This window comes from Pseudomonas putida, assembly GCF_001636055.1.
GTDB lineage: Bacteria > Pseudomonadota > Gammaproteobacteria > Pseudomonadales > Pseudomonadaceae > Aquipseudomonas > Aquipseudomonas machongensis.
This window is the reverse complement of record NZ_CP011789.1, coordinates 5,187,084-5,207,983: the sequence shown is the minus strand read 5'-3', so window position 1 is coordinate 5,207,983 and position 20,900 is coordinate 5,187,084. Positions and strand designations below refer to the sequence as shown.

At 64.3% G+C, this 20,900-nt stretch carries 18 protein-coding genes; 10 read left to right on the top strand and 8 right to left on the bottom strand.

The features are described 5' to 3' along the window. Positions 1 to 148 precede the first annotated feature (148 nt). Genes AB688_RS23420 through AB688_RS23405 form a run of 4 tightly spaced genes read right to left on the bottom strand, consistent with a single transcriptional unit; the run spans position 149 to position 3,591 of the window. A complete protein-coding gene (locus tag AB688_RS23420; RefSeq protein WP_063546056.1) occupies positions 149 to 1,306 on the bottom strand; it encodes a betaine/proline/choline family ABC transporter ATP-binding protein in 1,158 nt (385 codons plus the stop codon). After that, positions 1,303 to 1,956, bottom strand: coding sequence for an ABC transporter permease (locus AB688_RS23415; RefSeq protein WP_054892569.1), 654 nt, complete (start codon positions 1,954 to 1,956; stop codon positions 1,303 to 1,305). Before AB688_RS23415 ends, AB688_RS23420 begins: the two co-directional genes overlap by 4 nt. Then, positions 1,953 to 2,864: a glycine betaine ABC transporter substrate-binding protein gene (locus AB688_RS23410; protein WP_054892570.1), complete on the bottom strand. Its 912-nt coding sequence runs from the start codon at positions 2,862 to 2,864 to the stop codon at positions 1,953 to 1,955. The genes AB688_RS23415 and AB688_RS23410 overlap by 4 nt, the downstream gene beginning before the upstream one ends. A gap of 13 nt (positions 2,865 to 2,877) precedes the next feature. Further along, entirely contained in the window at positions 2,878 to 3,591 is a 714-nt protein-coding gene (locus tag AB688_RS23405) for an ABC transporter permease (protein WP_054892571.1), read from the bottom strand. Between the two features lie 510 nt (positions 3,592 to 4,101). On the opposite strand from AB688_RS23405, the gene AB688_RS23400 reads away from it, so the two are divergent. Next, entirely contained in the window at positions 4,102 to 5,685 is a 1,584-nt protein-coding gene (locus AB688_RS23400; protein WP_054892572.1) for a peptide chain release factor 3, read from the top strand. A 205-nt stretch (positions 5,686 to 5,890) separates the two neighbouring features. Continuing rightward, complete coding sequence (locus AB688_RS23395; RefSeq protein WP_063546055.1) at positions 5,891 to 8,284, top strand: TonB-dependent siderophore receptor; 2,394 nt, start codon at positions 5,891 to 5,893, stop codon at positions 8,282 to 8,284. 60 nt (positions 8,285 to 8,344) lie between these two features. On the opposite strand, the gene AB688_RS23390 is transcribed toward AB688_RS23395, so the two are convergent. Both AB688_RS23390 and AB688_RS23385 read right to left on the bottom strand, forming a co-directional pair. Next, positions 8,345 to 8,794: a hypothetical protein gene (locus tag AB688_RS23390; protein WP_063546054.1), complete on the bottom strand. Its 450-nt coding sequence runs from the start codon at positions 8,792 to 8,794 to the stop codon at positions 8,345 to 8,347. Between the two features lie 110 nt (positions 8,795 to 8,904). Then, entirely contained in the window at positions 8,905 to 9,798 is an 894-nt protein-coding gene (locus AB688_RS23385; protein WP_063546053.1) for a helix-turn-helix domain-containing protein, read from the bottom strand. Positions 9,799 to 9,994: 196 nt separating this feature from the next. Here AB688_RS23385 and AB688_RS23380 point away from each other — a divergent pair, with 196 nt between their 5' ends. From AB688_RS23380 to AB688_RS23365, 4 genes are all read left to right on the top strand, one after another. Further along, on the top strand, positions 9,995 to 10,900 hold the full coding sequence (locus AB688_RS23380; protein ID WP_063546052.1) for a DMT family transporter: 906 nt from the start codon (positions 9,995 to 9,997) through the stop codon (positions 10,898 to 10,900). 84 nt (positions 10,901 to 10,984) lie between these two features. After that, entirely contained in the window at positions 10,985 to 12,496 is a 1,512-nt protein-coding gene (locus AB688_RS23375; protein WP_063546051.1) for a glucosyltransferase domain-containing protein, read from the top strand. Next, on the top strand, positions 12,493 to 12,879 hold the full coding sequence (locus tag AB688_RS23370) for a GtrA family protein (RefSeq protein ID WP_331249976.1): 387 nt from the start codon (positions 12,493 to 12,495) through the stop codon (positions 12,877 to 12,879). The genes AB688_RS23375 and AB688_RS23370 overlap by 4 nt, the downstream gene beginning before the upstream one ends. Continuing rightward, a complete protein-coding gene (locus tag AB688_RS23365; RefSeq protein ID WP_063546050.1) occupies positions 12,876 to 13,814 on the top strand; it encodes a glycosyltransferase family 2 protein in 939 nt (312 codons plus the stop codon). Before AB688_RS23370 ends, AB688_RS23365 begins: the two co-directional genes overlap by 4 nt. 134 nt (positions 13,815 to 13,948) lie before the next feature. On the opposite strand, the gene AB688_RS23360 is transcribed toward AB688_RS23365, so the two are convergent. Both AB688_RS23360 and AB688_RS23355 read right to left on the bottom strand, forming a co-directional pair. Then, on the bottom strand, positions 13,949 to 14,923 hold the full coding sequence (locus tag AB688_RS23360; protein WP_063546049.1) for a 2-hydroxyacid dehydrogenase: 975 nt from the start codon (positions 14,921 to 14,923) through the stop codon (positions 13,949 to 13,951). Positions 14,924 to 15,037: 114 nt separating this feature from the next. Continuing rightward, entirely contained in the window at positions 15,038 to 15,985 is a 948-nt protein-coding gene (locus AB688_RS23355; protein ID WP_054894897.1) for a LysR family transcriptional regulator, read from the bottom strand. A gap of 180 nt (positions 15,986 to 16,165) precedes the next feature. Between AB688_RS23355 and AB688_RS23350 the strand changes: the two genes are divergently transcribed. Genes AB688_RS23350 through AB688_RS23335 form a run of 4 tightly spaced genes read left to right on the top strand, consistent with a single transcriptional unit; the run spans position 16,166 to position 20,897 of the window. Beyond that, on the top strand, positions 16,166 to 17,680 hold the full coding sequence (locus AB688_RS23350; RefSeq protein ID WP_063546048.1) for an efflux transporter outer membrane subunit: 1,515 nt from the start codon (positions 16,166 to 16,168) through the stop codon (positions 17,678 to 17,680). Further along, the gene (locus tag AB688_RS23345; protein ID WP_063546868.1) at positions 17,680 to 19,836 is read left to right on the top strand and encodes an FUSC family protein; all 2,157 of its coding nucleotides are present in this window, start codon (positions 17,680 to 17,682) and stop codon (positions 19,834 to 19,836) included. The genes AB688_RS23350 and AB688_RS23345 overlap by 1 nt, the downstream gene beginning before the upstream one ends. Continuing rightward, the gene (locus tag AB688_RS23340; protein ID WP_054894899.1) at positions 19,826 to 20,026 is read left to right on the top strand and encodes a DUF1656 domain-containing protein; all 201 of its coding nucleotides are present in this window, start codon (positions 19,826 to 19,828) and stop codon (positions 20,024 to 20,026) included. Before AB688_RS23345 ends, AB688_RS23340 begins: the two co-directional genes overlap by 11 nt. A gap of 10 nt (positions 20,027 to 20,036) precedes the next feature. After that, positions 20,037 to 20,897 carry an HlyD family secretion protein gene (locus tag AB688_RS23335; protein ID WP_063546047.1) on the top strand — a complete coding sequence of 287 codons (861 nt, stop codon included), beginning with the start codon at positions 20,037 to 20,039 and terminating at the stop codon, positions 20,895 to 20,897. Positions 20,898 to 20,900 lie beyond the last annotated feature (3 nt).

Below are 20,900 nucleotides of genomic sequence, written 5' to 3'. Positions count from 1 at the left end.
GCGGGCAAGTCGGATCGCCGCACCGCCGCTCCCACAGGGTCCAGCGCAATCCCTGTAGGAGCGGGCTTGCCCGCGAATAGGCCCGTACAAGCACTACCTATCCAGGATTTGATTCGACATTGCCGGGGCGCAAAGCGCCCCCGGCAATCTAAAGCGCCACCGCCTCGGCAGGCGACACGATGCTGGTCTTGGCCCCGCGCGAGCGCCCGGAACTCAGGTAGGCCGCAATGGACTCCTGGGTCACCTCGCCAAGAAACACCTGCTCGGCATCCAGCACCGGCAACCAGGCCCGATTGAACTCGTACATGCGCGACAACAGGATGCGCAGGTGCTCGTCATGGGATGCGGTGGCATTGAACGATCGCAGGAAGTCCCCACAGGTGCCTTGCTGGCGGTGCATGTCGCGCCGACGCACATACCCCATCGCCTTGTTCGCCGCATCTGTGACCACCACGTAGCGGCGGTCGTGCTCGTCGAGCAACTCCAGCGCCTCGCTCACCGGGGTCTCGGGGCTGACCGACGGCGCGTTGTCCGCGGCATCTTCTGCGCGCACCAGCAGCAGGCGCTTGAGGGTGCTGTCCTGGCCGACGAAGTTGCTGACGAAGTCGTCCACCGGGTGCGCCAGCAGCGTGTCCGGGTGGTCCAGTTGCAGCAGCTTGCCTGCGCGGAAGATGGCGATCTTGTCGCCCAGCTTGATGGCCTCGTCAATGTCGTGGCTGACCATGATCACGGTCTTGTTCAGCTCCCGCTGCATTTCGAAGAACTCGTTCTGGATCATCTCGCGGTTGATCGGGTCGACCGCACCGAACGGCTCGTCCATCAGCAGCACCGGGGCCTCGGCCGCCAGCGCGCGGATCACGCCGATGCGCTGCTGCTGGCCACCCGACAGTTCGCGCGGGTAGCGCTGGAGGTACTGCTTGGGTTCGAGCTTGATCATGCTCATCAGCTCGCGGGCGCGGTCATGGCAGCGCTGCTTGTCCCAGCCGAGCAGGCGCGGCACCACGGTGATGTTTTCCTCGATGGTCATGTTGGGGAACAGACCGATCTGCTGGATCACGTAGCCGATGTGTCGGCGCAGGGTCACTTCGTCAAGGCCGGTGGTGTCCTCGCCATTGATGAACACCTGGCCGGAGGTCGGGGTGATCAGGCGGTTGATCATCTTCAGCGTGGTGCTCTTGCCGCAGCCAGAAGGGCCGAGGAACACGCAGATTTCGCCTTCGTTGACGGTGAGGCTGACCGAGTCGACGGCTTTGACGTCCTTGCCGTTGACGTTGAAGGTCTTGCTGAGGTTCTTGAGTTCGATCATGAGCGCAGTCCTTCTGGAGTCAGGGCACGTTGCAGGGTTTGCAGGAGCAGGTCGGCGATGATTGCCAGCAGGCTGACCAGTACGGCGCCGACCAGCAGCATCGACATGTCGCTGCGGCTGATGGAGGTGAGAATGAGCACACCCAGGCCACCGGCACCGATGGTCGCGGCGATGGTCATCACGCCGATGTTCATCACCACGGCGGTGCGCACGCCGGCGAGGATCACAGGTACGGCGATGGGCAGCTCGACCATGCGCAGGCGCTGGCCGAAGGTCATGCCGATGCCGCGTGCCGCTTCGCGGATGCCTGGCTCGACGTTGGTCAGGGCCAGGTAGGTGTTGCGCAGGATCGGCAGCAGCGAATAAAGGAACACCGCCGTGATCGCCGGCAGCGGGCCGAGGCCCTGGCCGAACTTGCTGTAGAACGGCAGCAGCAGGCCGAACAGGGCAATCGACGGGATGGTCAGCAGTACCGTGGCGCTGGCTTGCAGCGGGCCGGCCAGTACCGGGAAGCGGGTCATCAGGATGCCCAGCGGCACGCCGATGACGATGGCCAGGCTGACGGCGATGCCGACCAGCATGATGTGTTGCCCGGTCAGTTGCAGGACCAGGGCCCAGTCGAGATGGGCGAAGGTATCGATCAGGTTCATCGCGCGACCTCGCTGAAGGCATGTTCACGCAGGAAAGCGGCCGCCACGCTGGACGGGCTCTGGTGCTCGACATCGACCTTGGCGTTGAGCTGGCGCATGGTCTCGTCGTCGAGCGTCTCGGCCAGCGGCTTGAGCAGGTCGGCCAGTTGCGGATGGGCGTCGAGCACGGCCTTGCGTACCACCGGCGCGGCGGTGTAGTCGGGGAAGTAGTGCTTGTCGTCGTCCAGCAGCTTGAGGTCGAAGGCGCTGAGGCGGCCGTCGGTGGTGTAGACCAGGCCGGCGAACACTTGGTTGTTGCGCAGGGCGGTGTAGACCAGGCCCGCATCCATCTGGCGGATGTTGGCGCGCCCCAGTTGCATGCCGTACATCGCCTGCAGGCCATCGAGACCGTCGGGGCGATTGGCGAACTCGGTGTCCAGCGCCACCAGGTGCTTGCGCGCCTGTTCGTCCTGCAGCACCTGGTTCAGCTGGCTGATGGTGGTGACCTGCGGGTAGGCTTCGGCGACCTTGCGTGGCAGGGCCAGGGCATAGGTGTTGCTGAATTTGGAGGGGGTCAGCCAGATCAGGTCCTTCTTCGCATCCAGGGCCTTGACCTTGTTGTAGGTCGCTTCGGCGCTGGGCATGCGTTCCTCGATGTGGTTGTAGGAAACCAGCGATACCCCGGTGTACTCCCACATCAGGTCGAGCTGCCCGGTTTCGTGGGCCTGGCGCGCCAGGCTGCTGCCCAACCCGCCGGTGACTCGGACCTGGAAGCCGTTGGCACGCAGGTACTGGGCAGTGATTTCGGCGAGCACGGTCTGCTCGGTGAACACCCGCGCGCCGATGCGCACCAGGGGTTTTTCTGCAGCTTGGGCAAAACCTGCGCATAGCAGTGCCGCGCCCAGCAGCAAGGCGATTGTCTTTTTCATGGGTTCCCTCTTGTTATCCGGCCAGGCCGCGTTCCAGCCAGCGCTTGCTGGAGAAGCTCACCAGGGCATCCAGTACCAGGGCCAGGAGCGCCGTGCAGGCGGCGCCCAGCAGCAGCTGTGGCTGGTTGTTCAGGGCGATGCCGGGGAAGATCAGGCTGCCAAGGCTGTTGGCGCCGATCAGAAACGCCAGTGGTGCGGTGCCCACATTCAACGCCAGGGCCACGCGCACGCCGCCGACGATGATCGGCACGGCGTTGGGCAGCTCCACCTGCCAGAGTTGCTGGCGCGGGGTCATGCCGATGCCGGTGGCGGCTTCCTTGAGCGAGGCGGGGACGTTTTTCAGGCCCTCGTAGGTGTTGCGCACGATGGGCAGCAGGGAGGCGAGAAACAACGCGAAGATCGCAGGACCTGCGCCGATGCCCAGAATGCTCAGGGCAATGGCCAGAACGGCCAGGGGGGGAATGGTGTTGCCAACGTTGAAGAACTGCATGAAGCGCTCGGCTTTGTCGACCCGGTGCGGTCGACTGAGCGCAATGCCGGCGGGGATGCCCACGGCCAGCGCCGCCGCCATCGAAGCCAACACCAGTACCAGGTGCGCTTGCAGGTAAAACCCAAGATCGTCGCGGTAACGCGCGATCGTGTCAGTGCCGATCCAGTGGATCAGCAGGGCCAGGATGACGAGCACGCAGGCCCATCCCATCAGCCCTTTTCCGTAGCGTTTCGCCACAGGTGGACTCCTTATGTCGTCGGCGGACACACTTCTTCGTAGCCGGCCCGTGCGGGAGGCGGGTGGTGTGTTCGCGAGTAGCAGCGTGACGCCTGCGAGGCAGTGCGTTCATGCCATGAGTCGAGCCCCGTCAGGCTCGTGAATGCTGGTGAAACCAGCCCTGAACCGAAACGGGTTGCAGGGGAGTGGACGTCTCCGAGGGCGTAAAGGTTCCCATCTGAGGCGGCATTTGGCCAGTGTTAATCACTGGCTAAGCAGGATAAAGGCGCGTGAAAAATGCGATTTGTCGCGCTGCAGGCGTTGAAAACACTAAGCTGGAGCGTTTTCGGGCGATGCCACGAATTTACAGGGACTGGGCAGGCCTCTTGGCAGGGCATCGCAAACCGGTAGGCGCGGACGTGCCACGCGAAGAGGCTGGTTCTGCAATCACTCGTGCAGCCGGCTTTGGTCCAAGCCCGAGTTCAGGTATGATATCGCCCCATTTTTCGATCCCCAGTCAGGCGATTTCCCATGACCAACCAGGCCGCCGAAGTCGCGAAGCGCCGCACTTTCGCAATCATTTCCCACCCCGACGCCGGTAAGACCACCATCACCGAGAAGCTCCTGCTGATGGGCAAGGCAATCTCCGTCGCGGGGACCGTGAAGTCGCGCAAGTCCGACCGCCATGCCACCTCCGACTGGATGGAAATGGAGAAGCAGCGTGGCATCTCCATCACCACCTCGGTGATGCAGTTCCCGTACCGCGAGCACATGATCAACCTGCTCGACACCCCCGGCCACGAAGACTTCTCCGAAGATACCTACCGTACCCTGACCGCCGTGGACTCGGCGCTGATGGTGCTGGACGGCGGTAAGGGTGTAGAGCCGCGTACCATCGCCCTGATGGACGTGTGCCGCCTGCGCGACACGCCCATCGTCAGCTTCATCAACAAACTCGACCGTGACATCCGCGACCCGATCGAACTGCTCGACGAAATCGAAGCGGTACTGAAGATCAAGGCCGCGCCGATCACCTGGCCGATCGGTTGCTACCGCGACTTCAAGGGCGTGTACCACCTCACCGGTGACTACATCATCGTCTACACCCCGGGTCACGGCCACGAGCGCACCGAAGCCAAGATCATCCAGAAGCTGGATTCCGATGAGGCCCGCGCCCATCTGGGCGACCAGTACGATGGCTTCGTCGAGCAACTGGAGCTGGTGCAGGGCGCCTGCCACGAGTTCAACCAGGACGAGTTCATCAACGGCCAGCTCACGCCTGTGTTCTTCGGGACCGCCCTGGGCAACTTCGGTGTCGACCATGTGCTCGATGCGGTCGTCGACTGGGCACCGCGTCCGCTGGCACGCGTGGCGCACGAGCGCACCGTGGAGCCGGTGGAAGAGAAGTTCACCGGTTTCGTGTTCAAGATCCAGGCGAACATGGACCCCAAGCACCGCGACCGTATCGCCTTCATGCGTATCTGCTCGGGCAAGTACGAGAAGGGCATGAAGATGCGCCATGTGCGCCTGGGCAAGGACCTGCGCATCGGCGATGCGCTGACCTTCTTCTCTTCCGAGCGTGAACAGCTCGAAGAGGCATATGCCGGCGACATCATCGGCCTGCACAACCACGGCACGATCCAGATCGGCGACACCTTCAGCGAAGGCGAAGCGCTGGGCTTCACCGGTATCCCGCACTTCGCCCCGGAACTGTTCCGTCGTGTGCGCCTGAAGGACCCGCTGAAATCCAAGCAGCTGCGCCAGGGTCTGCAGCAGTTGGCCGAGGAGGGGGCGACCCAGGTGTTCTTCCCCGAGCGCAGCAACGACATCATCCTCGGTGCGGTCGGTGTGCTGCAGTTCGATGTGGTCGCCAGCCGCCTGAAGGAAGAGTACAAGGTCGAGTGTGCCTACGAGCCGATCACCGTCTGGTCGGCACGCTGGATTGCCTGCGACGACAAGAAGAAACTCGAGGAATTCCAGAACAAGGCCATGGAGAACCTCGCCATCGATGGCGGTGGCCACCTGACCTATCTGGCACCGACCCGGGTCAACCTGTCGCTGATGGAAGAGCGCTGGCCTGACGTGCAGTTCCGCGCGACCCGCGAACACCACTGATCCCCTGCAGGATTGCGGCACAAGGCCGCTTCCGGGTAATGCGCCGATGGGCGCGTGATACCCGGAAGCGGCCTTTTGCCGTTATCGGGGGTGGTGTGCGCAATTTTTTTTCACGGGGGGGTGAGGTAACCCGGCGCGGCATCCGTGTAGTGAGTGAAAGTGCGATTCATTCGCAATAAATCCGGTCTCTCACAGGTCAGCGTCCATGAAGTTCACCCCGCGTTGCGTCCCTCTCTGGTTTGGTCTCTGTGCCCTGTCCGCAGTGGCGCTGGCACCCTTGGCTCGCGCCGCCGAGCAGGTTCAGGTGTATACCTTCGCCCAGCCCGGCCAACCACTGGCCCAGGCCCTCAACGCCTTCAGCCGCACTACCGGGCAAAGCGTGGTGTACACCTTCGAGCTTCCCAGCCAGCAGGCGCCGGCGCTCAACGGCTCGTTCAGCGCCGAGCAGGCCTTGCAGCAACTGCTTGGCCAATCCGGTCTGGCCTGGCGCCGCGTCGATGCGCGCACCCTGACCCTGGAACCTCTCGACACGTCCGGCGCCTTGAACCTGCAGGCCACCACCGTGACCTCGCAGATGGACAGCTTCAGCTACCAGCCACTGGCCAGCCCCTCGATCATGCGCGGCCAGGGGACGAACCTGGAAACGCCGCACGCAATCAACGTGGTTCCGGCCCAGGTGTTGCGCGACCAGGCGCCGCGCAACCTCGATGATGCCCTGGCCAACGTCAGCGGTATCACCCAGGGCAACAACTTTGGCGGCACCTCCGACACGGTGATGAAGCGCGGCTTTGGCGACAACCGCGACGGTTCGATCATGCGCGACGGCATGCCGATCGTGCAGGGTCGCAGCCTCAACGCCACCACCGAACGCGTTGAAGTGCTCAAGGGGCCGGCGTCGCTGCTGTACGGTATCCAGGATCCGGGCGGGGTCATCAACGTGGTCAGCAAGCGTCCGCAGCTCGAGCAATACAACGCCCTGACCCTGCGCGGCTCGACCTACGGCAGCGGCAAGAATGGCAGCGGTGGCAGTTTCGACAGCACCGGTGCACTGGGCGACAGCAACCTGGCGTATCGCTTGATCGTCGATCATGAAGATGAAGACTACTGGCGCAACTACGGCGTGCACCGCGAGTCGCTGGTGGCGCCGTCGCTGGCCTGGTTTGGCGAGGACACCCAGGTGCTGCTGGCGTATGAGCACCGCGAGTTCCTGTATCCGTTCGACCGTGGCACGGCGATCAGCAACCGCACCAATCACCCGCTGGATATCCCGGCCACTCGCCGCCTGGACGAGCCGTTCAACGACATGGAAGGCCGCTCGGACCTGTATCGCCTTGAAGTCGATCACCAGTTGGCGGACGACTGGAAACTGCACTTCGGCTACAGCTTCAACCGTGAAACCTACGACGCCAGCCAGGTGCGGGTGACCGGCGTCAACGAGGCCCGTGGCACCCTGACCCGCAGCATCGACGGCACCCACGGCGCCATGAGCCGCGACCAGTTCGCCACCCTGAGCCTGAACGGCAATGTGCAACTGGGCGGGATGCAACATGACCTGCTGCTGGGCTTCGACCATGAAGACCGCAAGGTCTATCGCGCCGACCTGATCCGCCAGGCCAGCCGTTCGACCTTCAGCTACCTCAACCCGGTCTACGGCCAGGAGCCTGAAGGCAGCACCGTGCGTGCCAGCGACAGCGACCAGACCGACAAGCTGCGCACCGACTCGCTGTTCTTCCAGGACGCCGTGCACCTGGACGAGCACTGGATCGCCGTGGCCGGTGTGCGCCTGCAACAGTACGACCAGCTCGCCGGTCGCGGCCGACCCTTCACCACCAACACCGACACCAGCGACCGCGCCTGGACCCCGCATGCCGGGCTGGTCTACAAGGTCGACGAGCAACTGTCGTTCTATGGCAGCTACAGTGAGTCGTTCAAGCCCAACTCCAGCATCGCCCCGCTGAGCGGCGGGCTGGTGCTCGATTCCTCCATCGCCCCGGAGGAGGGCAAGGCCTGGGAACTGGGGGCCAAGCTCGACATTCCCGGGCAGATCACCGGCACCCTGGCGCTGTTCGACATCACCAAGCGCAATGTCCTGGTGGCCAACTTCGACACCCGCACCGGCGAAACCCTGTACAGCAATGCTGGCGAAGTCAGCTCGCGTGGCGTCGAACTGGACCTGAGCGGCCAGCTCAGCGAACGCTGGAGCCTGATCGGCAGCTATGCCTTCACCGACGCCGAAGTGACCAAGGACCCGGCCCTCAAGGGTAATCGCCTGCAGAACGTGGCGCGCCATACCGGCTCGCTGTCGGCGGTGTACGACTACGGCAGCCTGTTCGGTGGTGATCGTCTACGTTTGGGAGCCGGTGCGCGTTATGTCGGTGAGCGGGCAGGTAACCCGACCAACGATTTCGACCTGCCGGCCTACACCGTGGCCGACGCCTACGCCAGCTACGAGACCAAGCTGGATGCGCACAAGGTGCGTTTGCAGTTGAACGTGAAGAACCTGTTCGACAAGGTGTACTACAGCTCGGCGGTGAACCGGTACTTCGTGGCTATTGGCGACGCACGGCAGGTGAGTGTATCGAGTACGTTGGAGTTCTGAGGCAGGTCAGCAGCACTCTACTTCAATGGCGAACTAGAGTGCTTTCAATATACTCAGTCATCAACGTGGTTCACGCGGGTAAGGGAAGTTGAAATACCCTTTTCTGAGGATGAACCCGTCTGCCGTTCCAGAGAGGCTGACGATGCACCTTCCGTCGATGTTGTTCAGATCGACAACACCTTTTATTGAACGGAGGGCGGTTCCTCCCAGGATGATTCCGGGGATGATGCCGACTTTCCCGCCTTGATGTTCATCCAGGGTGACAAAAGGGTAACTCCCATCTTTGGAACCATTGGGAACATTCAGAACGACCCGGTCAAGCGAGAGGGCCATACGCGCTATGATCTGAGTGAAGCCTGCGAAGAACTCATAATCAATCTTGGCATTCGAGGTCTCGGAGGTATGTTCGCTCTCGAAGCCATACCACCTCAGATTAAAGTAAGGTTCCTGCGATGTATCCGGCGCAGATGAACCATAAGATTTGTCGGGTAGTTCTGTGATTTTTTCCATTGTTTTCTCCTGGGCGATAGATTCAGTGAAGGGCGATAGGTGCCTGCTGAAACTAGACACATGATCAGGAGCCCACAACTAGCAGAATTATCAGGTACCCAGGCGAAGGTTTATCGGCTCGCAAGTTCTATTCTGCCCAACGCAGCACGATACTCCCCGGGCGTTGCGCCCATCGCCTGCCTGAAGCGATTGCTGAAATGGCTGGCACTGGCAAACCCGCACAGCAATGCCACCTGCCCCAGCGGCAGGTCGCCCTGGCGCAGCAACCGGCACGCCTGGTGCAGTCGGCGCGCCAGCAGGTACTGGTGTGGCGGCAGGCCGAAGCTTGCGCGGAACATCCGGGCGAAGTGGTACTCGGACAGATTGCAGCGCAGCGCCAGTTCATTCAGTGAAAGCGGCTGGTCGAGATTGGCCTCGATGTAGTCCACCAGATGCCGACGCTGGTGCGGCGCCAGCCCGCCCTTGAGCCGTAGCCCCTGGCGCAGGCCGGCCTGGCCCAGCACGGCATGGTCGATGATGGCGTGGGCCAGGCTGCTGGCCAGCAGGCGCTCGGCAGGTTCGTTCCAGTCAAGCCCGATCAGTTGGTGAAAGCGCAGGGCCTGCTGTGGGTCGTCGAGGAAGGTGGCTTCGTGCAGCTGCATTTCCCGTGGCTCGCGGTCGAGCAGGCGAATGCAGCCGAGGGCGAACTGTTCTTCGCTGATGTACAGGTGCGCCAGGCGGATGGTGCCGTTGACCACCCAGTTGGACTCGTGACCGGCGGGCATGATGCACAGTTTGTTCGGCGCGCCCTTGTCGCCCGGGCGCTGGCGGCGGAAGGTGCCGGTGCCGTCGGCGATGTAGCACGACAGGGTATGGTGGCTGGGGGCGAGGTAGTCACGCGCATCGTCACGGTTGCGCCACAGGGCTGCGGCCAGGCCCTCGCCCATTTGCGCGCTGGCTTCCAGGCGGGCGTTGGGCGAGCTGTGCATGGCGTTGAAGACTTGCAACTGATGAAGTGGCGGCATGGGCGATTCCTCTGGAGGGCTATCGTACTGCGGCGCGAGCGCAAGGGGAGTGGTTGCCGACGGAAAAGCGCAAGTTTGTGCAAGCGCGGGGCGGGGCGAGGGGGACAGACTTCGTGAGCGGCGGTGGGTTCTTCGCGGGCAAGCCCGCTGCCACCGCCGCTTCCGCAGACCGCCGCCAGACCCAAGGACCCCGCCCATGAATCTGTCGCTCTATTTGCTTACCGTCCTGATCTGGGGCACCACCTGGATCGCCCTGAAGCTGCAATTGGGTGTGGTCGAGATCCCGGTATCGATCGTCTACCGCTTTGCCCTGGCAGGTCTGATCCTGTTCGCGGTCCTGCTGCTGACCCGTCGCCTGCAACCGATGAATCGGCGTGGGCACCTGATCTGCCTGGCCCAGGGGCTTTGCCTGTTCTGTGTCAACTTCATGTGCTTCCTCACCGCCAGCCAGTGGATCGCCAGCGGCCTGATCGCCGTGGTGTTCTCCACCGCGACCCTGTGGAACGCGCTCAACGCGCGGATCTTCTTCGGCCAGAAGATCGCCGCCAACGTGCTGGGCGGTGGCGCCATGGGCTTGCTGGGGTTGGGCCTGCTGTTCTGGCCCGAGCTGTCCGGACACGCCGCCAGCCGTGAAACCCTGGTCGGCCTGGGCCTCGCGTTGCTGGGTACCCTGTGCTTCTCGGCCGGCAACATGCTTTCCAGCCTGCAACAGAAGGCGGGCCTCAAGCCGATGACCACCAACGCCTGGGGGATGGTGTACGGTGCGACCCTGCTGGGGTTGTATTGCCTGGTCAATGGCGTGCCCTTCGCCATGGAGTGGAACACCCGCTATATCGGTTCGCTGCTGTACCTGGTGATTCCAGGTTCAGTGATTGGCTTTACCGCCTACCTTACCCTCGTCGGGCGCATGGGCCCGGAGCGGGCGGCGTATTGCACGGTGCTGTTCCCGCTGGTAGCGCTGAACGTGTCGGCATTCGCCGAAGGCTATCAGTGGACGGCACCGGCATTGCTGGGGCTGGTCGCCGTGATGGCCGGTAATGTGCTGGTGTTTCGCAAGCCCCGGGTTGCCAAGGCCACCCAGGCAGCGTTGGCCATGAAGTGAGGCCTGTGCCCGACACCGTTGCAGAAGACGCTGGCGCTGCGCTGTCTACACTTGGCCAAACCCCTTGATCCTGCAAGGTAGGCCATGCCGACAGCCCAGCCGTGGAACCGCCCCCTGACACCGCGCCAGGCGCACCTGCTCTGCCTGCTCGCACTTGCCCTGCATGTGCTGCCGCTGATTCTCGCCGACTCGATGTACCTCGACGATGTCTGGCGCGCGCAGACCGCCACGGGGAACTGGACCGCCGAAGGGCGCCTGCTCACCCAGTGGCTGCATGCAGGGCTGAGCTTCGCCGGCGGGGCGATCAACCTGTTCCCCTTGCCGCTGCTGTTGAGCCTGCCAGTGGCGGCCTATGCCCTGGCGCGTCTGGCCATTCACTACTTCGGCCAGCCGCGCCCGACCGACCTGCTCGTGGTGTTGCCGCTGTGGTACAGCCCGTTCTTCCTGCAGAACCTGTCATACCAGTACGACGGGCCCGCCATGGCACTGGGTCTGGCGGCGATGATCCTGGCGGTGAGCCTCGATCCACGCCGGTTGTTCGCCGGCACCGTCTTGATTGCCTGCGGCCTGGGTTTCTACCAGGTGACGCTGAATGTATTCATCGGCTTGTGTTGCATCGACGCGGTGCGCGGCCTGTTGCGCGGCGATCCGCTGGCCCGGCTGGGCAAGGTGGTGACCTTGCGTGTGGTGCAGATGCTGTTGGGCGCGCTGGTGTATCTGTTGGTGGCGATGCCGTGGATGTCCGAGCAGCGTTTGACCATGCTGGCAGTGGATGCTGCGCTGCCAGGCGAAGTGATAACGCGCCTGGGCACGGCGTTCGAGCATATTGCCCTGCTGCTGACGCCCGGCAACCTGGTCCTGGCGGTGGGGCTGGCGCTGCTGGCCGCCGCTGGGCTGTGGCGCGATGGTCGAGGTATCCATCGGCAGCACGGCCTGCCAGGCCTGCTCGTGCGCGTCGCCGGCCTGCTGCTGGCGGTGCTGGTGCTGGTGGTGATGACCAGCGGCGTGATGCTGGCATTCGACTATTTCATTCATGGCGCACGCACCCTGATGGGCTTTGCCTGCGTGCTGGTGCTACTGCTCTACCTGGCCAGGCGCGGGCTGGGTGACCGCGCGCCTGATCGCGCGCTGATTCTCTGCCTGCCGCTGTTGTCGATGCTGGCGCTGGCCTACGCCCATGGCCGTCTGCTGGAGGCGCAGAAGGCGCAGTTCGCGGCGATCGGTCAGTACATCGGTCAGGACATCCTCAGCCACCCCGCGTTGGACAAGGCCCGCGCCTATTACTTGCTCGAACGCAACCAGGCCGAGGGTTGGTTACCTGCTGCCGCTGGCGCGCAGGCCCGGGCACCGTTGCTCAAGTTCATCCGCAGTTCGGACTTCGTACTCTTGCCGGAGATGATGGCGCGCGTCGGTATCGGCCAGTTCTATATCAACAGCACCGCCAACCAGAGCCCGGCGCCGACCTGGCGCGCCGATGACCTGCTGGCCCGCGGCGGCACACCGGTAGTGGACAACCGCCTGTACAGCATCTACCTCATCGGCGACCAGGGTTATGTGGTGACCAAGCCGCAGCCCAAACCCTGGACGTTGCCTTGAACGCCGGTGCGGGCGGGCTGTTGGACCAGATGCGGCGCTATGTGCTGGTCGGGTTGGGCAACACCCTGGTGCACGGGTCGGTGTTCTTCCTGCTGCACCTGCTGCTGGGGTTGCGCCAGGCGCCAAGCAACCTGCTGGCGTTTGCCGTTGCGGCGAGCCTGTCGTACTACGTCAACGCCCGCTACACCTTCGCGGCCAGGCCCAGCAAGCGGCGCTACTTGCTGTTCCTGCTGGGCATGGGGATAGTGAGTGTGGCGGTGGGTGCGCTTTCCGACTGGGCGCGCCTGTCACCCTGGCTGACCCTCGTGATCTTTTCCACGGTCAGCCTTGTAGTGGGTTACAGCTACTCGCGCAGTGTGGTCTTCAGACGGAGGACGCCATGAATATCACCCTCATCGTGCCGGTGTACAACGAGCAGGACACCCTCGAACACTTCTACCGCACCGTGCGTGCCGAGCCGTCGCTGCAGGGCATGACGGTGGAGATCCTGTTCGTCAATGACGGCAGCAGCGACGAGACCGAGGCGATCTGCGCCGAGCTTGCGCTACGCGATGAATGGGTCACGGTGATCAACTTTTCGCGCAACTTCGGCAAGGAGTCGGCGCTGTTTGCCGGGCTCGAATATGCCGATGGCGATGCCATGGTGCCGATCGATGTCGACTTGCAGGACCCCATCGAACTGATCGCGCAGATGGTCGAGCGTTGGCAGCAGGGCGCCGACGTGGTCCTGGCCAAGCGTCGCAGCCGCGATGCCGACACCCCGCTCAAGCGCTGGAGTGCGCGCCTTTATTACCGGCTGCACAACCGTATCGCCTCCACTCATATCGAAGAGAACGTCGGTGATTTTCGGCTGCTCGACCGCAAGGTGGTCGCCGCGATCCGCCAGTTGCCGGAGCAGCAGTTGTTCATGAAGGGCGTGTTGTCGTGGGTAGGATTTCGCACCGAGATCATCGAGTACGACCGCCCGCCGCGGGTGGCGGGGGAGAGCAAGTTCGGCCTGTGGCGACTGTGGAACCTGGCGCTGGACGGCATCACCTCGTTCAGTACCGTGCCGTTGCGGTTGTGGACCTACATCGGCGCGGGGGTGTCGCTGTTCGCGCTGGTATTCGCGGTGTACCTGATCGTACAGAAGGTACTGTGGGGGATCGACCTGCCAGGGTATCCGTCGTTGCTGTCGGCGATCCTGTTCCTGGGCGGGGTGCAGCTGATCGGGATCGGGATACTGGGCGAGTATGTCGGGCGGATCTACCAGGAGACCAAGCACCGGCCGCGGTATGTGGTGCGCAAGGTGCTGGGTAGGCGGCGCCAGCCGCGGTGAGCCTCCTGGATGGGTGCTGGCCTCTTCGCGGGCAAGCCCGCTCCCACAACAGCCCACATAGCTTCTGAATACGGTGGTGTTACCTGTGGGAGCGGGCTTGCCCGCGAAGAGGCCGGTACAGTCAGCGGCCAGGCTCAGCCCTTCCACACCTGCGGATTCACCAGGTCCCGTGGTCGCTCGCCCAGTAACGCTGCGCGCAGGTTCTCCATTGCCCGGTTGGCCATGGCATCGCGGGTCTCGGCAGTCGCCGAGCCGATGTGCGGCAGGGTGAGCGCGTTGGGCAGCTTGAACAGCGGAGAATCGGCCAGCGGCTCCTTCTCGTACACATCCAACCCTGCGCCACGGATGGTGCCAGCTTGCAGCGCCTCGACCAGCGCCGCCTCGTCCACCACCGGCCCGCGGGCGATGTTGATCAGGAAGGCGCTCGGCTTCATCAGCTTCAGCTCACGGGCGCCGATCAGCTTGCGGGTGGCATCGGACAACGGCACCACGATGCAGACGAAATCGGACTCGGCCAGCAACTGCTCCAGGCTGCGGAACTGCGCGCCCAGTTCCTGCTCCAGCGCGCTCTTGCGGCTGTTACCGGCATACAGGATCGACATGTTGAAGCCCAGGCGACCACGGCGTGCCACGGCGGCGCCGATGTTGCCCATGCCGACGATACCGAGGGTCTTGCCGTGCACGTCGCTACCGAAATGTGCCGGGCCTACGGTTGCCTGCCAATTGCCGGCCTTGGTCCAGGCGTCCAGCTCGGCGGTACGGCGGGCGCAGCCCATGATCAGCGAGAAGCCCAGGTCGGCGGTGCTTTCGGTGAGCACGTCGGGAGTGTTGGTCAGGGCGATGCCGCGTTCGTTGAAGTAGTCCAGGTCGTAGTTGTCGTAACCGACCGACACGCTCGACACCACCTCCAGTTTGCCGGCACCTTCGAGCTGCGCGCGGCCGAGCGTGCGGCCGACGCCGATCAGGCCGTGGGCCTCAGGCAGCGCTTCGTTGAACTGGGCATTGATGTCGCCCAGCTTGGGATTGGGCAGGATCACGTTGAAGTCGTGCTGCAGGCGCTCGGCCATGGCCGGGGTGATACGGCTGAAGGCCAGGACGGTCTTTTTCATCGGGCTACTTCTCTGCAAGGCGGTGGGACGATGGCGGCCTTGCGAAAAGGCCGCCGCGAATCAACGATTGGTTAGCAACCTACCATTGTCCCCACCTTCAGTGCAGCAGCTTTTTCAGGTGGCGATCAGCAATTCATGGGTCTTCAGGTCCGCTTCATGCGCCGCCAGGATTTCCGGCAGCGAGTTGCGCAGGTACTCGACCCAGGTCTTGATCTTGGCATCCAGGTACTGGCGCGACGGGTAGATCGCGTACAGGTTCAGCTCCTGCAGGCGATAGTCGGGCATCACCCGCACCAGGCTGCCGTCGCGCAGGCCGTCGATGGCAGAGTAGATCGGCAGCACACCCACCCCCATGCCACTGCGGATCGCGGTCTTCATCGCGTCGGCGGAGTTCACCTGGAACGGCGAGCTGGTGATGTTGACCATCTCCTGGCCTTCCGGGCCGTCGAACAACCATTTTTCCAGCGGAATCACCGGGCTGACCATGCGCAGGCACTGGTGCTTGAGCAGGTCGGCAGGCTTGTGTGCGATGCCGTGGCGAGCAATGTAGTCGGGCGAGGCGCAGACGATGCTGTAGGTGATGCCCAGGCGCTGGGAGACGAACCCCGAATCCGGCAGCTCGCTGGCCAGCACGATGGACACGTCGTAGCCCTCGTCGAGCAGGTCGGGCACGCGGTTGGCCATGGTCAGGTCGAATGTGACGTCTGGGTGCGTTTCGCGGTAGCGGGCGATGGCATCGACCACGAAATGCTGGCCGACGCCGGTCATCGAATGCACTTTGAGCTGCCCGGCCGGGCGGGCGTGGGCATCGCTGGCCTCGGCTTCGGCCTCCTCGACGAAGGTCAGGATCTGTTCGCAGCGCATCAGGTAGCGCTTGCCCGCTTCGGTCAGGGCGATGCGCCGTGTGGTGCGATTGAGCAAGCGGGTTTGCAGATGGGCTTCCAGGTTGGAGACCGCTCGCGACACGTTGGCGGTGGTCGTATCCAGCTGCGCAGCGGCAGCGGTGAAGCTGCCGAGCTGGGCTACACAACTGAAAGCACGCATGTTTTGCAGGGTGTCCATGGGTCACTCTCGATCTAGAGGACAAAATTGTGACATGAAGTGACGAAAAAGAACGTCCGACCAAAGCCGGATTATCGCTGTTTTGGTAACAAAGATTCGCAGGAATATGCGCTTATCGCCAATGAAACCCGCCCCTAGAATTGCCCGGCCCCTTCACCTCTTCCTCGGGAAATCGCAGCTGTGCCGCGTCGCAACATCGGAGCGCTTCGAGCGCTCAGTGCCTGTGCCCTTAGCCTGTCCTTGAGCGGCTGTATCGGAACCTGGGGCATCGCCCCGCAAAGCAAGACGCTGCAAGCCAACCAACTCGCCACCGACACTGCCATCCGCGAAGCCGACCGCGACGCCCATTGGCCTGCGCAGCAATGGTGGCGCGCCTATGGTGATCCCCAGCTCGATCGCTGGATGGACCTCGCGGTTGCCGGTAGCCCGAGCCTGGCCATGGCCGCGGCGCGGGTGCGCCAGGCCAGGGCCCTGGCTGGTGTGGTCGAGTCGGCGGAACGCCTCCAGGCCAATGGCGAGGCGACCCTCAAGCGCCACAACTGGCCGGAGGACCAGTTCTACGGCCCCGGCGCCCTGTCCGGCGCCAATACCTGGGACAACAACGCCGCAATTGGCCTGAGCTACGCCCTCGACCTGTGGGGCCGTGAACGCAACGCCACTGAGCAGGCGCTGGACCAGGCGCACATGCGCGCCGCCGAAGCCCGCCAGGCCCAGCTCGAATTGCACGACAACGTGGTGCGCACCTACATCCAGCTGAGCCTGCATTTCGCCCAGCGCGACATCGTCCAGGCCGAGCTGGAACAGCAGGAGCAGATCCTCGCGCTGGCCAGGCGGCGCCTCGAAGCCGGGATCGGCACCCATCTGGACGTCAGTCAGGCCGAAGCGCCGTTGCCGGAAACCCATCGGCAGCTCGACAGCCTCGATGAAGAAATCGCCCTGACGCGCAATCAATTGGCGGCACTGGCCGGCAAGGGGCCGGGCGAGGGGGCCAGCCTGCAGCGCCCGACACTGACGCTCGCGGCGCCGCTGTCCTTGCCCTCGGCATTGCCCGCCGAGCTGGTCGGCCAGCGCCCCGACGTGGTCGCCAGCCGCTGGCAGGTGGCAGCCCAGGCCCGCGGCATCGAGGTCGCCCACGCAGGCTTCTTCCCCAATGTCGACCTGGTCGGCGGCCTTGGTTTCATGGCCACCGGTGGCGGGCCGCTCGAGTTTCTCACCGGCCGCAAGTTCAACTACAACGTCGGGCCTGCCATCAGCTTGCCGATCTTCGATGGCGGGCGTCTGCGCGCGCAGTTGGGTGAAGCTTCGGCCGGCTACGACATGGCTGTTGCCCATTACAACGAAACAGTGGTCGGGGCGTTGAAGGGGATTTCCGACCAGTTGATCCGTCGCGAGTCGATGGCGCAGCAGGCACACTTCGCGGCCGAATCCGTCGCCGCCGCGCAGAAGACCTACGACATCGCCACGGTTGCCTTCCAGCGCGGGCTGACCGACTACCTGAACGTGCTCAATGCGCAGACCCTGCTGTTCCGCCAGCAGCAGATCCAGCAGCAGGTCCAGGCCGCGCGCTTGAGTGTGCATGCCGAGCTGGTCACGGCGTTGGGCGGAGGTCTGGGTGCGGGCAGCGACGTGCCGGATGAAGGGCATCAGGCGGCGCCGAAAGCGCCGGCCCTGATTGCCTCGGGACGCGGGCAATGATGCGTTGGCTGTCCAACCTGGAATGGCGCCGGGGCTTCTTTGCCTGGGCGCGCACCGACGGGGTGACCTGGGTCTACATCTTCAAGGTGCTCGCTGCGGCGTTCCTCACCCTTTGGCTGGCCATGCGCCTGGAGCTGCCGCAGCCGCGCACGGCGATGATCACCGTGTTCATCGTCATGCAGCCGCAGAGCGGGCATGTGTTCGCCAAGAGTTTCTATCGCATGCTCGGCACCCTGGCCGGTTCGGCGATGATGGTCGCGCTGATCGCGATCTTCCCGCAGAACACCGAGCTGTTCCTGCCCAGCCTGGCGCTGTGGGTTGGTCTGTGCTCGGCAGGGGCCATGCGCTATCGCACCTTCCGCGCCTATGGCTTCGTGCTGGCCGGTTATACCGCGGCGATGATCGGCCTGCCGGTGCTCCAGCACCCTGACCAGGCATTCATGGCCGCGGTATGGCGGGTGCTGGAGATCTCTCTGGGGATTCTCGTCTCGACCCTGGTCAGTGCCGCGATCCTGCCGCAATCGGCCAGCGCCGCCATGCGCAATGCCTTGTACCAGCGCTTCGGCGTGTTTGCCGGGGTGGTGGTCGAGGCCCTGCGCGGCAACAGCCAGCGTGCGCTGTTCGAGTCGTGCAACGTGCGTTTCATCGCCGAGGCGGTGGGGCTGGAGAGCCTGCGCAACGTCACCGCCTTCGAAGACCCGCACATGCGCAGGCGCTCCGGGCGCCTGGTGCGCATGAACAGCGAATTCATGGCCATCACCACCCGTTTCAACGCCTTGCACCGTTTGCTCGAACGCCTGCGTGCACGCGGCCCGGCGCAGATCGTCGGCGCCATCGAGCCGGGCCTGCATACCCTGGCGCAATTGCTCGAGCCCTACGTCGGGCGAGCCCTGACCGATGCCGATGCGCTACGCCTGACCCTGGAACTGGCAGCCTACAAGGATGGCCTCCAGGCGCAGGTGCGCGGGCTGCGTGCGGCGTACCTGGAGACCGGCCCCAGCGACGCCGACCTACTGGACTTCCACACCACCTACGAGCTGCTCTACCGCCTGGTCGACGACCTCTACAGCTACGCCCAGACCCATGCCTCGCTCGCCGCGCACAACCACGAACGCGAGCAGTGGGACGAGCCCTATGTGGCACAGACCAGCTGGCTGGTGTCGCTGGCCGCCGGCGTGCGTGGCGCCGCGGTGCTGTTGCTGCTGGGCAGCTACTGGCTGCTCAGCGACTGGCCCAGCGGCGCCATGATGACGCTGATCGCCACGGTCACCGCCGGCCTTTCGGCAGCCTCACCCAACCCCAGGCGCATGTCGTTCCAGATGGCGTGCGGCACCTTGCTCGGGGCGTTCATCGGGTTCTTCGAGACCTTCTTCGTGTTCCCCTGGATCGACGGTTTCGCCCTGCTGTGCATGGTGCTGGCGCCGGTGTTCGTGCTCGGGGCGTTCCTCTCGTCGCGTCCGGCCTATGCCGGTTATGGCGTGGGCTTGCTGGTGTTCTTCGCCATCGGTTCGGTGCCCAACAACCTCACGGTCTACGACCCATACGCCTTCATCAACGATTACATCGGCATGATCATCGGCATGCTGGTCTGCGCTGCGGCCGGGGCGATCATCCTGCCGCCGAACAGCCGTTGGCTATGGAGCCGCCTGGAGCAGGACCTGCGCGAACAGGTGCTGTTCGCCATCGGTGGGCGCCTGCGTGGCCTGGGCTCGGCTTTCGAGAGTCGCACTCGTGACCTGCTGCACCAGGCCTATGGCCTGGCGGCCGGCAAGCCGCAGGTGCAGGCCGAGCTGATGGGCTGGATGTTCGTGGTATCGGAAGTCGGCCACGCCGTGATCGAACTGCGCAAGGAGCAGGCCAACGCCCCGGTGCACCCGGCCTATGCCGAATCGCAGCCCTGGCGCCAGGCGATCCGGGTGATGGGGCGCGCCCTGGCGCGGCTGTTCCTGCAGCCCAACGCCAGCAACCACGAGCGCGCGCTGGTGGCGGTCGACCACGCCATCAGCCGCGTGCAGGCCACCGACGAACCTTTCGCCCGGCACTTCGACACGTCGGTGCTGCGCCGCGCGCAGAGCTACCTGCACTTCATCCGCACCTCGCTGCTCGACCCCCAGTCACCCCTGGCCCCGGCCAAAGGATTGCACCATGCCCCGTGAGATCGCCTTCCATGGCGTGTACATGCCCACCATGACACTGATGTTCCTGTTCGCTGCAGGCCTGGCTTGGGGCCTGGACCGCTTCATCGCCAGCCACGACGGCTATCGCTTCTTCTGGCACCCGGCGCTGTTGCGCCTGTCCCTGTTCGTCTGCCTGTTCGGCGCACTGGCGCTGTCTGTCTACTGGTGAGAAACCTTCGATGAAAAAGTTCTTCAGCCTCCTCGCCACCCTGCTGGTGCTGACCGCTGCCGTGGTGATCGGCCGCCAGTTGTGGCTGCACTACATGACCACGCCCTGGACCCGCGACGGTCGCGTGCGCGCCGACATCATCAACGTCGCGGCCGATGTGCCGGGCTATGTGGTGGACGTGCCGGTGCGTGACAACCAGCAGGTGAAGAAGGGCGATGTGCTGATCCGCATCGACCCCGAGCACTATCGCCTGGCCGTGGAGCAGGCCCGGGCGCTGGTCGCTTCGCGCAAGTCCACCTGGGAGATGCGCAAGGTCAACGCACGGCGCCGTGCCGACCTGGACAACCTGGTCATCTCCAAGGAGAACCGCGACGACGCCAGCAATATCGCCAACGCCGCCCTGGCCGACTATCAGCAGGCCCAGGCACAACTGGCAGCGGCCGAGCTGAACCTCAAGCGCACCGAGATCGTCGCCACGGTCGACGGCTACGTCACCAACCTGAACATCCACAAGGGCGATTACGCCCGCACCGGCGAGGCGGTGATGGCGGTGGTGGACGAGCACTCGTTCTGGGTGTACGGCTTCTTCGAGGAGACCAAGCTGCCGCATGTGAAGGTGGGGGACCAGGCCGAGCTGCAGATGATGAGCGGCGAGTTGCTCAAGGGGCATGTCGAGAGCATTGCCCGCGGCATCTATGACCGTGACAACCCGCAGAGCCGCGAGCTGGTCGCCGATGTGAACCCGACCTTCAACTGGGTGCGCCTGGCGCAGCGGGTGCCGGTGCGGATTCATATCGATGAAGTGCCCGAAGGCTACCTGCTGGCCGCTGGCACGACCTGCACGGTGGTGGTCAGGCCGGGCGGGGCGTGAGGG